The sequence below is a fragment of the Pontibacter pamirensis genome (genome assembly GCF_010015475.1).
In the GTDB taxonomy this organism is placed as follows: Bacteria; Bacteroidota; Bacteroidia; order Cytophagales; family Hymenobacteraceae; genus Pontibacter; species Pontibacter pamirensis.
In genome coordinates this window covers 127757-138738 of sequence record NZ_SSNI01000017.1, presented here as the reverse complement: position 1 = coordinate 138738, position 10982 = coordinate 127757, and the positions used below count along the sequence as shown (strand labels likewise).

The following is a 10982-nucleotide window of genomic DNA, read 5'->3' as shown; positions in this document are numbered from 1 at the left end:
GGGCTTCAGGGGCCTGTGCTCGGAGATGAGCATAGAGGCTAACATTGCTTTCAATCCAAGAAACGGGCGAGCGGACGGGGAGTATGTCTACTTTGATGAAGAGCTTTTCAAGTGCAGAGTAGTGATTGAGCATGCCAATGCCTGGCTGGATAGCTTTAAGGCCTTGCTCATACGTTTCGAAACGAAAGCACAGCACTGGCAGGCCCTACATTGGCTGGCATTTTGCGTGATGTTTATCCGAAAAATCAACAAAAAACTGAAACACTAAACAGCTTCGAAATGAAAATGTGCAGATTGCAAATTTTCATTTTAGTAACACATCATTCCTCCGATGTAGTTTTATAGTTAAGTTAGCCAAATATTGAAAGAACCAGAACTACATACTCAAAGACTGAAGCTGAGATTAATAAAATCTTCAGATTTAGGTGCGATTCATGCGTTACATGTGTTACCTGAAATAGATGAATTCAATACATTGGGTATACCGAAGGATATAGCTGAAACCAGATCTACAATCACTCCGTGGATTATAAACAATCAGCAAGAGGTTATCCTACAGTATACGTTTGCTATCGAGCAGAAAGCAGACAATAAGTTTATAGGTATGATTGCCTTAAAGCTAGGGAACAGCAAATACAGCAGAGCTGAAGTATGGTATAAGCTGGATGTTGCTTATTGGAGCAGAGGATTCGGGACAGAAGCTTTAAAGCGCATCCTCGACTTCGGATTTAACGTGCTGAAGCTCCATAGAATAGAGGCAGGCTGTGCAGTTGACAACATCGGGTCAATAAAAGTATTGGAGAAAGTTGGTATGACAAGAGAAGGAAGAAAAAGAAAAGTACTTCCACTAAAGTCAGGCTGGAGCGATAATTTTGAATACGCTATTCTAGAAACGGATTTTAGAAGCTGAAGTACTGTCCCTGTTACTGCCATGCCAACTACAAAGCTTTACATCAAAACAGCAGCGGTCTGGTGGTTGATGAGAAGCTAATAACTATTTTCCTCATGAATTTTAAGCAATGTTTGTTCTATAAGTTATACCTTACCTATCGTATTCAGTAGATAAGTATACATTATATGGAGAAAAAATTAGCCAATGAAGACCAGATGCATGGTTCTATGTTTGTTCTACTGCGGCGGTATGTAGAGAACACGTATGACTTCAGCACCTGGATAAAATTACTGGAGGCGGCAGGCATTGCGCATGAGCATTACCAGATGCAGGAGGTATACCCGACTAAAGAGATGTTTGCCATTATAGACAAAGCTTCTGAACTTACTGGCATTACCGTATATGAGTTGCTGGAAAATTATGGTGAGTTTTTAGTGTCAGACCTTCTCTTAGTTTATAACAGGTATATAAATCCCTCGTGGCGCACGTATGATATGCTGCTGAATACTGAAGCCGCCATGCACGCTGCTGTTAAAAGAGAGAATAATAGAGCCAATCCTCCGATGCTGCTCGTTACCAAAAAAGGTAGCAAGCAGCTGATAGTAGACTACCATTCCAGACGTAAAATGGCTAGTGTAGCCGTAGGCATTATAAGAGGCATAGCAGGATACTTCCATGAGAAAGATATTGTGGAGGTGACGCTACTGACGCCAGCTGATAAGGAAAGAGTCCAGATCAGGGTGGACTTTCTAGGTGACGTATAGTGACAACGGCTACTCCAGTACGTTCAAAAGAAGTCGCCGCAATCCCAATCAGAGCAAATATTGCCAAACCTAGTATTGAGTACGGCACAAGCACTACCCGCGCTTAAGAAGTACAGCATGGACGTTATGTAAACGTAGAAGGGCTCAGCAGTAGCTGAGCCCTTCTACGTTTACATGGCAGATAATATCAATTCAACTTTACCAGCTTCATTTCAAGCTTCTCCTCCCCTGACTGACGATCCAGAACCAGCACGTAACCCGGCTTTGCAGGATACACAAAGGATACAACTTCATTGCTGGAGGACACATCTATATTATCTGTAATAAGCTGGGTGTTGCCGGCATACATAATGTTTACTAAAGTCTTTTGTCTAAACTTGCTCTTATATATCTTTTTATAGTTGATGTAGGCGGTTGTAAAACCCATCTGGCTGTTGTCTTCCTGTGTAAACTGGTAATCAAAGCCGCCATTCATGTTTATTACCTGGCCTATCAAGCCAGCACCATAAGCACCTGCTCCCGGAGGAAGTATGCAATCTGTCCTGTCTTTCTCAAAGAAGCTCACTTTTTCCAGGCTTAGGTCAGGGCCTAGCGTATAAATCAGCATGTTACCAATAACACCTTTCACCATGCTTGTACCACCGCCCAGCACAGCCAGGGCAATTCCAACGCCGTCAGCCATTACTTTGTACTGTTCTACCACAATGTGCTGTTTGCCATCTGCCCCTCTGATAATTTTATGTACAAAGTTTTCATAGTCTTCTTTCAGGCTTTTCTTTGCCTCCTGCGGCATTAGCGGGTATACATCCTTCTCCCAGGCAAAGAACTTAGCGAGATTCTGCTTCCCATTCAGGCCAATTCGTTTTACATAAAAACCCTGGCTGTTGTCCGCAAGCTCCTTGTCTTCCACGCTGTAAAACTCTCCCATCGCTATAAACTCCATTTTCTTTTCGTCAAAGCTAAAAGAACTAACAGACAGCTGCTGCATATTTCCATTTTCAACGGGCACATCAAACAGGTTGTCACCAGTTTCTACATCAAAAGCAGCGACAAAGAATTCAAGCTTTTTTGATACGTTGCCTGGCCTGCGGGCAATCGTAGCCAGTACGTATTTATTTGTCACCTCATGCACGAGCAGCGATTCGTAGTCCTTAGATCTTTCTTCAGATTTATACTTCCACTTCAGGTTGAGTTTATTATCGTACATTTCCAGCGAAAACCCTTTCATTTTTCCTGTATACCCGTTTCTGATAAACCCCTTGTTAGGAACAGCATAAAGATTCATACCGGAAAGTGGTTTGCTAGCTCCGGAGCGGTACACCTGGAGCTCCTCTAATGCCGCGTGCTGGTCTGCCTTAGATTGTAGAGGAAATTGCTTTGAGGCTATTTTATTCAGTGACCTATCGAAGACGTCCATCTCCAACAGCTTAGTTCTTGTATTGTAAAAATAAAAACTAAAGGTCTCCCCGTTATAGGCTCGCCTGAGCAAATGACTGAAATGGCGTTCTTTCGGAAACATAGCGCTCCTTACCTTCTGCAGGTCCTGATCAAAGAAGTCCAGACCATAGTTGGCAACCCTGGTATCAGGCCTGTCTTCACGGTAAAACATGGTGTAGCCCTTCACCTCGTTTCCTTCATATATGGGCGTAATTGCCTTCTTGTTAGATATAGTAAACCCTGACAGCGTATGCGTCTGTGCCAGGCTGGCTGCCGCACATAAAAGCAGAAGAAGTGTAATTAAGGATGGTAGAGGTTTTATCATAAATAGAAATAAAGTAAAGTTCGTTTCATACCGGTTTAGGAACTTCAGAGAGCTATTTCGCTCGTAGCTTACCGTATTCATTGCTTGAGCTTAGTTTTTTGTCCTTCTTATATATCTGTATATCGATATGCCAGCGTATTCTTATTCTCTTACAAATCATTGCGCCTGAGCAGAACCTTCTGATAGCTTTTATAATGTAGCATCCAAAAAGGATAATTGATGCACCCATCTACAACCGATTCAATTTTTACTATTTAAGCCTTATTATCACTATTCCTATCCACATAACCTAGCAGCTAAAACTATCAGAAAATAAATTTTAACTGAAGCTTTTATCTCATCTGTTAGCTTATCTAGTTTACTTGTATCACTGAAGCATAGTATATCGTGTTGTTCCTTATGCTATATACATATGAAACGAAACGATCCCTTAGGATTTCAACACCTAACCTTTATTTCCAGATTATTATAAGACAAATAAAATTGCATTAAAAGTATGAGTTTGCCGTCACAAATTACACAAATATTAATTTGTTAGCATATAAACTTATATTATTTTTCTAACAAATTAAAAACACATGTTTAGCATTGAAAAATAGCACTGAATAAAGTATTTGCTTTTGCAATTTTGAGAAAGTATTCAATAAATTTAAAATTTTACCTATACTGTATTTACCAGGCCAGCTTGAAATGAAGCTTCTTTTTTGAAAGTTTTTTCGTACGAGATAACATGGCGATTTTAGTAAGAAGTGAAGACACGAACCTATACACTGTTGTTATCCCGAACAAAGGGAAAGAAACAGTTATACTGCTCCATGGCGGACCGGGTGTACCCGAAAACCTTGCTCCAGTGGCGGAATATTTAGCGAAGGAGTTTCAGGTGATTTATTTCCACCAGCGCGGCACACTGAACTCCCCCTGCTCCTCAGGCAGCTATTCAATGGCCAGTTACATTTCAGACATTGATAGTATTGCTGTGCATTTCAACTTAGAGAAGTTTCACTTGTTCGGTCACTCCTGGGGCGGGCTCTATGCGCAGGTTTATGCAGCGAAAAGGCAAGACAAGTTACTGAGCATGTTCGCATGCAGCCCCGCTACCGGCACTGGCTGGCAGTGGGCTAAAACGGTGCTGGAGGTCTCTAAATTCCACAAGAAAAAGAGCACCGGTCCGGAATGGGCAGCGATGGTTAAAAATTCGGCCCTGGGCATGCTGGGAAGCTACAAGGCTTACGGTAAGTTTTACACCCAATTCTCCATCAACTGCAACAGAGACTTTCGGGTAGAGAACCCTGTCCAAGTGATGGTGGACCATATTAATGCCAGCCCCATCACCCGTACCTATTTTTCGCTGCTGTTATACCCTCCTCTTCCGAAGCTGCCAGACCCGGGCTTTAAAATAACGGTCGTTTTCGGAGATGATGATATTTTCGGAGACAGCACTTCCTACGTCAGAGAAAGATACCCAACCTGCACTTTCATTGTCATACCCGCGAGCGGTCATTTTCCATGGCTTCATAATGAAGAAGCATTTCTTAAAGTGTTGGCAGACCATTATAGGGTGGAAAGACCTTCCAGTGTTACATTCAAAGAATAAAAATGAATTACACCAGGCAGCAGCAAGTAAAGCAACTGGCGCAACATCTGGTTGATGAAGTTCGCGTCTGCTCTTTTTTAGCGTAGCGCTCCCTCGCCTCTACAATCTAATGCAGGTACAGCTTCGCCCAACCTGCCAGTTCGAGAAACTGCAGCAGCAGGCTTCGGTCCAGATCATGTTTCTGCCGCCTCCCTGTCATCCATTATTTTGTCTATTTTCTCCTGAACCTTATCTTGCTGATTATCACCTTCAGTCACTTCCATAATACCTGGTTACCTTTAAGTGCCTCCTTGCTTAAACAAAGACACTGACTACAGTTGAGTTACTATTGGTAACCTAGTACTGAATCAATACAGGAGCATTGTTGTTAAGTTACATGAGTAAGATGATAGAATTGCTGGGATGACGATATGCCTTTGAAAGAATGAACGGCAGAAAGGACCTGCTTCAAAAGTAAAACTAGACTCTATGCTATTCACCTAACCTCTTGAGTAGCTTCTGTGGTTACTTCGTAGTATAAATTGGAGGGTGAGTGACAGCATTTTACAAATCCAATATCAAAGCATTATAATATGACAAAGCAGAAGATAAAAATAGACATTGTATCAGATATAAACTGCCCCTGGTGCTATGTGGGCGAGCAACGCCTGCACAAAGCCATGAAAGAGGCAAATAACAATTATGATTTTAACATCAGCTTCAAACCTTACGAGCTGAACGCTAACATATCGCAGGAGGGCGTGGACAGGCTGGAGTACTTTAAGAATGCCTACGGTCCTTCTATCGTTTCGCAGATAGACGCTATGAATAAGCGCCTACAGGACGCCGGTGCCCCGGAAGGCATCGAATTTAACTTTGATAAACTGACGACGGTGAACAACACCTTCAACGGCCACAGGTTAATATGGCTGGCAGGTGAACTGGGTGTACAGGACGAGGTGGCACATGCCCTTTTCTACAGTTACTTTACTGAAGGCAAGAACATGAACGACACTTCTGCTCTGAAAGAAATTGGGATAGCTAATGGAATTTCTGCTGAGCGCCTGGATGGATTTTTTGAAAGTGAGGAGGGTAAAAAGGAGGTGCGTGAGATGGAGCAATGGGCACATGCTTCAGGTATCACGGGTGTACCGGCTTTCATCATCAACGACAAATACCTTATAAGCGGAGCACAGCCGGCAGAAACTTTTCACCAGGTGTTTTCTCAGATTGCCCCACATACTCCAAAATTTGAGGAAGTAACAGCAGAAGGTCAGAGTTGCGGCATTGATGGTGACTGCTAAGAAGAGTGCAGCCTAAGGTGATATAGTTGTTGTAAGGGCACTTTACAGCCTCGCTGTCTCCACTATACTTACCTTGAATACAGGATTTAGTAGAAGGCTGATAAAAACAGGAAGTGTGTTGGGAATGTTACCCCAACACACTTTTTTCACGGAAAATAAAAGTGTTGAATTATGGCATCAGATTATACTACACCACCGCAGACAAGAATTGGACACGTTCACCTGAAAGTGGCAAACCTGGAGCGCGCCCTGAAGTTTTACTGTGATCTGCTGGGCTTTGAAGTCACCACCACCTATGGCGAAGACGCCGTTTTTATTTCTGCAGGGGGCTATCATCACCACATCGGGCTGAACACCTGGTATAGCAAAAATGGATCCCCTCCTCCCGTAAGCAGCACCGGCCTCTTCCATACCGCTATTCTATACCCTACCCGCAAAGATCTGGCAGCTATTCTACGTCGGCTTCAGGAGGCAAACTACCCGCTCACCGGCACCGCTGACCATGGCGTATCGGAAGCGCTCTACCTCATGGACCCCGACCGTAACGGCGTGGAACTGTACTGGGACCGACCGAAAGAGGAATGGCCGAAAAAGCCAGACGGTTCTGTGGAGATGTATACGCGTCCGCTCGACCTGGAGGGCCTCCTGAATGAACTCGACTAGGACATCATATACAAGCAGTAATCACCCATATTAAGACTGGTAAACCACTTTCAACACACTCAGTTTTATCATAAAAGGCTGCCTGAGGCAATTTAGAAAGCCTTTAATATTTTATGAATTAGAGTCTATCAAAAAGCTAAATTAATTAGTTGTACATTACGCTTATTGCTAAAAGAGACCTTACTGTTTTTGTTTATTTAAATTATAGCCACCCGCAGGAATTGCTGAAGAAAATGGAATCACATAATACCGAATCATCAAACTCTATCCCCAAATCCGTCTCAGAAAAAAAGAACAATCAGAAAATAAAAGAACTGATAGAACTGAATGATGAACTGGAGAATTACTTCAGGAACACGATTATCCCACAGCTCTTTGTAGATGCAGATCTGGTGCTTCGCAAGTTCACGCCCCCGGCTATGAAGTAGTTTAGTCTTTCAGCAAACCACATTGGCCGACCTATGGAAGAACTGATAGATAATATCCGGTATTCCACTATCATAGATAACATTCGTGAAGTGATAGAAACAGAACAGATCTTTGAGAAGGAGATACAAACAACGGACTTGCGTTGGTTCCAGATGAATATTATTCCGTATGTGGTTAAAAGAGATAACAGGACCAATGGCGTAATCATTACGTTTGTGGATATCACAGACCGTATGAAAGTGCTGCGTGACCTGGAAAAACTAAATGCCTCTCATGAAACATTCATCTATTCCGTGTCCCATGACTTAAAGGCACCACTCGCAAATATAGAAGGGCTAGTGAGGCTTTTAAAGCAAACATCCAATGACCTCTTAGAACAATGCGACGCCGATAAAGAGGAACAGAACGAGATCGCTGCCATGCTTGAGAACTCTGTCAAGACAATGCGGAACATCATAGAAGAGCTTTCAGAAATTGCTAAAATTGAAGGTAATTTTAAGGAGGTAGTAGAAAGCGTACGTTTCGAAGATGTGCTTACGCAGGTTGAATTGACTCTTAAAGATAATATTTTAGAGAGCAATGCTTCTATTATCTATGATATCAGGGAGCAGGAAATTGAATTCTCAAGAAAAAACCTCCGAAGCATTATTTACAACCTGTTGAGCAATGCCATTAAATACAAATCAACAGACAAAGATCCTAACATACAAGTTAAAACAGAAGCATTGAATGGTTTTGTACAAATTTCAGTCAAAGACAACGGCCTCGGAATCGCTGAGGAAAAGAAAGAACTCATATTCACCCCGTTTACCCGTTTTGAAACCAACACGGAAGGAACTGGAATCGGGCTATACCTTGTAAAAAAGCTTGTAGAAAATGCAGGCGGTGAACTGATTGTAGAAAGTAAACTTGGCGAGGGTTCTGAGTTTATCGTTTACCTGAAACCTAAAGCATAGAGATGTCCTCTCAGGCAGACAAAGAAAATCAGATTGCTTAATAAGCACTATAAAAAAGCAAATACTTGTAAAAGCACGCATCAGGTTAATCCTATACGAAAGCCTTTCAGTTAACCCTGGATGGCTTTTTTATGTACTATAAAAAGCGCCCATACAGATGGTAGCTGAAGGTAGTATGATTCAAGGATATGCACTTTACTTGCGGGTTCAGGAAACACAGGTACCTGTCCGGCACTGAAAACCCACCCTAGCCTCTCCTGTGAGGAGAATTTGTTAACTCTATCAATTACACTCCTCGGAATAAAAAATTAATATGCTGAGTAAGGCAACCAAAGCTGAGCAGGTTAATTTACAAAACTTAAAAAAGACTATTAAATGGAAAAGAGTAATTTAATAAGAACAGAAGCTTATGTAAATGGAGCCTGGCAAAAGGCAGCAAGCGGCAAAACCTTTGAAGTGACTAACCCTGCCACAGGCGAAGTACTGGCCGCTGTACCCGATATGAACCGCGAAGATGTGCGCAAAGCCATTGACGCGGCTGATGCTGCCTGGCCCGGCTACCGCGATTTAACAGCCAAAGAGCGTTCTGTCATCCTACGGAACTGGTTTAACCTGATGATGGAGCATAAAGAGGAACTGGCCCACATCATGACCATTGAATCCGGGAAAGTAATGACAGAAAGCTTGGGAGAAGTGAACTATGGCGCCTCTTTTATCGAATGGTTTGCCGAGGAAGCCAAGCGTGCCTACGGAGATGTAATTCCCCCCCATACTAAAGACAGGCGCCTTGTTGTAATCAAGCAGTCCGTAGGTGTAGCAGCTGCTATTACGCCCTGGAACTTCCCGCTGGCCATGATCACCCGGAAAGTAGGACCTGCGCTGGCCGCAGGCAGCCCTGTTGTGGTGAAGCCTCCATCCGAAACACCGCTCACAGCCCTTGCGCTATGCGTTTTAGCTGAAAAGGCAGGCTTCCCTCCTGGTGTGTATAATACTGTTACTTCAACAGAAAGCAGTGAGGTTGGTAAAGAGTTTTGTGAGAACACAAAAGTCCGAAAGCTTTCATTTACAGGGTCCACGCCAGTGGGTAAAATTCTGATGGCGCAAAGTGCCACCACTTTAAAAAAACTATCCCTGGAGCTGGGTGGCAACGCTCCTTTTATTGTGTTTGATGACGCCGATCTGGACGAGGCAGTAAGTGGTGCCTTGGCTGCAAAGTATCGCCACAACGGGCAAACCTGTGTTTGTGTAAATCGCATTCTGGTACAGGACAAGGTGTATGATGACTTTGTCGAGAAATTTACCAAAGCTGTTCAGGGCCTGAAAACGGGCAATGTGCTGGAAAAAGATGTACAGGTAGGGCCTCTCATCAATGAAAAGGGACTAGATAAGGTAAAGGCGCATATCCGTGACGCCGTGGAGAAGGGCGCCAGAGTGACAACAGGCGGAGAGAGTATAGAAGGCCTGTTTTTCCAGCCAACTGTACTGGCAGAAGCCACCGGAAACATGATCATTGCCAGGGAAGAGGTATTCGGCCCCGTAGCCCCTATCTTCCGTTTCAGTAATGAGGAAGAAGCTATACGCATGGCAAATGATACAGAGTTTGGCCTTGCCTCCTACTTCTACAGCAAGGATGTGAATCGCTGCTGGCGCGTGGCTGAAGCGCTGGAATACGGTATGGTCGGCATCAACGAAGGTATAATTTCTACAGAAGTGGCACCGTTTGGCGGTATAAAAGAATCCGGCTTTGGCCGTGAGGGCTCCAAATATGGTATGGATTATTTTATGGAGATAAAGTACATGTGCTTTGGCGGAGTAAACAAATAAGGCCTAAGCTGTTAATCTAAAGGCAGAAACCATTGATATAAGAAAAAAACACCCCCGAAGTATTAGAAATTGGTCTGGGCTGCATGGGCATGGGCGCAACAAAAGAAAGCAGATAATATGATTGCTAAGAAACTGGCAGCAGAAAAAGCAGTGGAATATATACAGGATGGAATGGTAGTTGGGCTTGGCTCCGGCTCTACCGCTACCTGGGCTATAAAAGCACTTGGAGAAAAGGTAAATGCAGGCCTTCATATACAGTGTGTGGCAAGTTCTGTAGCATCTGAAAACCTGGCGAAGCAATATGGCATCAGCCTTGTCGATTTTTCAGCGCTTTCTGATATTGACATAACCATTGATGGCGCAGATGAAGTTGATGCACAGTGCAACCTGATAAAAGGTGGCGGCGGAGCTTTACTAAGGGAAAAAATCCTCGCCTATAACAGCCGCCAATTCATTGTAGTTGTAGATGACTCCAAGCTAGTGCACACACTTGGGAAGTTTCCCTTACCCGTGGAGATAGTGCCTTTTGCAGCAGAACTGACGCTAAAACAGTTAAGAAACTTAGGTTGTGAAACAAGCATCAGGCAAAAAGACGGGAAGAACTTTGTAACTGACAATGGTAACCTGATTGCGGATTGCTTCTTTAACCAAATTGAAGTTCCTGAACTCCTGAATATTAACATCTTGTTGATACCGGGGGTGGTAGAAGGAGGCTTGTTTTTGCATCCTAAAGTTAACAGGGTTATTGTCGGCCATGCAGATGGCTCCTTACATTTTATGAAAGGAGATAAAAAGGAATAATAAAGCCTACAGAA

Annotated in this window: 10 protein-coding genes and 2 pseudogenes; 11 read left to right on the top strand and 1 reads right to left on the bottom strand. The window is 43.3% G+C overall.

Annotated features, from left to right (window positions below; all coding sequences use genetic code 11):
* The 3 genes and pseudogenes from E1919_RS15380 to E1919_RS15370 form a co-directional block, all read left to right on the top strand.
* Positions 1 to 268 (top strand): annotated as a pseudogene (locus E1919_RS15380) (IS5/IS1182 family transposase); the annotation flags it as partial.
* Between the two features lie 93 nt (positions 269 to 361).
* Positions 362 to 910: a GNAT family N-acetyltransferase gene (locus E1919_RS15375; RefSeq protein WP_162054291.1), complete on the top strand. Its 549-nt coding sequence runs from the start codon at positions 362 to 364 to the stop codon at positions 908 to 910.
* A 167-nt stretch (positions 911 to 1077) separates the two neighbouring features.
* Positions 1078 to 1656: a heme NO-binding domain-containing protein gene (locus E1919_RS15370; protein WP_162054290.1), complete on the top strand. Its 579-nt coding sequence runs from the start codon at positions 1078 to 1080 to the stop codon at positions 1654 to 1656.
* Between the two features lie 187 nt (positions 1657 to 1843).
* On the opposite strand, the gene E1919_RS15365 is transcribed toward E1919_RS15370, so the two are convergent.
* Positions 1844 to 3418, bottom strand: coding sequence for a DUF6770 family protein (locus E1919_RS15365; RefSeq protein WP_162054289.1), 1575 nt, complete (start codon positions 3416 to 3418; stop codon positions 1844 to 1846).
* Positions 3419 to 4148: 730 nt separating this feature from the next.
* Here E1919_RS15365 and E1919_RS15360 point away from each other — a divergent pair.
* From E1919_RS15360 to rpiA, 8 genes and pseudogenes are all read left to right on the top strand, one after another.
* Positions 4149 to 5012 (top strand): alpha/beta fold hydrolase, encoded by an 864-nt coding sequence (locus E1919_RS15360; RefSeq protein WP_162054288.1) that lies wholly within the window; start codon positions 4149 to 4151, stop codon positions 5010 to 5012.
* 572 nt (positions 5013 to 5584) lie between these two features.
* Positions 5585 to 6295: a DsbA family oxidoreductase gene (locus E1919_RS15355; RefSeq protein ID WP_162054287.1), complete on the top strand. Its 711-nt coding sequence runs from the start codon at positions 5585 to 5587 to the stop codon at positions 6293 to 6295.
* Between the two features lie 171 nt (positions 6296 to 6466).
* Positions 6467 to 6958 carry a VOC family protein gene (locus E1919_RS15350; protein ID WP_162054286.1) on the top strand — a complete coding sequence of 164 codons (492 nt, stop codon included), beginning with the start codon at positions 6467 to 6469 and terminating at the stop codon, positions 6956 to 6958.
* 233 nt (positions 6959 to 7191) lie between these two features.
* Positions 7192 to 7386 (top strand): hypothetical protein, encoded by a 195-nt coding sequence (locus E1919_RS27590; RefSeq protein ID WP_237144451.1) that lies wholly within the window; start codon positions 7192 to 7194, stop codon positions 7384 to 7386.
* Positions 7387 to 7398: 12 nt separating this feature from the next.
* Positions 7399 to 7608, top strand: a pseudogene (locus E1919_RS27925) (PAS domain-containing protein); the annotation flags it as partial.
* 12 nt (positions 7609 to 7620) lie between these two features.
* Complete coding sequence (locus tag E1919_RS15345; RefSeq protein ID WP_262888724.1) at positions 7621 to 8343, top strand: sensor histidine kinase; 723 nt, start codon at positions 7621 to 7623, stop codon at positions 8341 to 8343.
* A gap of 375 nt (positions 8344 to 8718) precedes the next feature.
* Positions 8719 to 10167, top strand: coding sequence for an NAD-dependent succinate-semialdehyde dehydrogenase (locus E1919_RS15340; RefSeq protein WP_162054285.1), 1449 nt, complete (start codon positions 8719 to 8721; stop codon positions 10165 to 10167).
* A gap of 117 nt (positions 10168 to 10284) precedes the next feature.
* Positions 10285 to 10968, top strand: coding sequence for a ribose-5-phosphate isomerase RpiA (rpiA, locus tag E1919_RS15335; RefSeq protein WP_162054284.1), 684 nt, complete (start codon positions 10285 to 10287; stop codon positions 10966 to 10968).
* Positions 10969 to 10982: the final 14 nt, after the last annotated feature.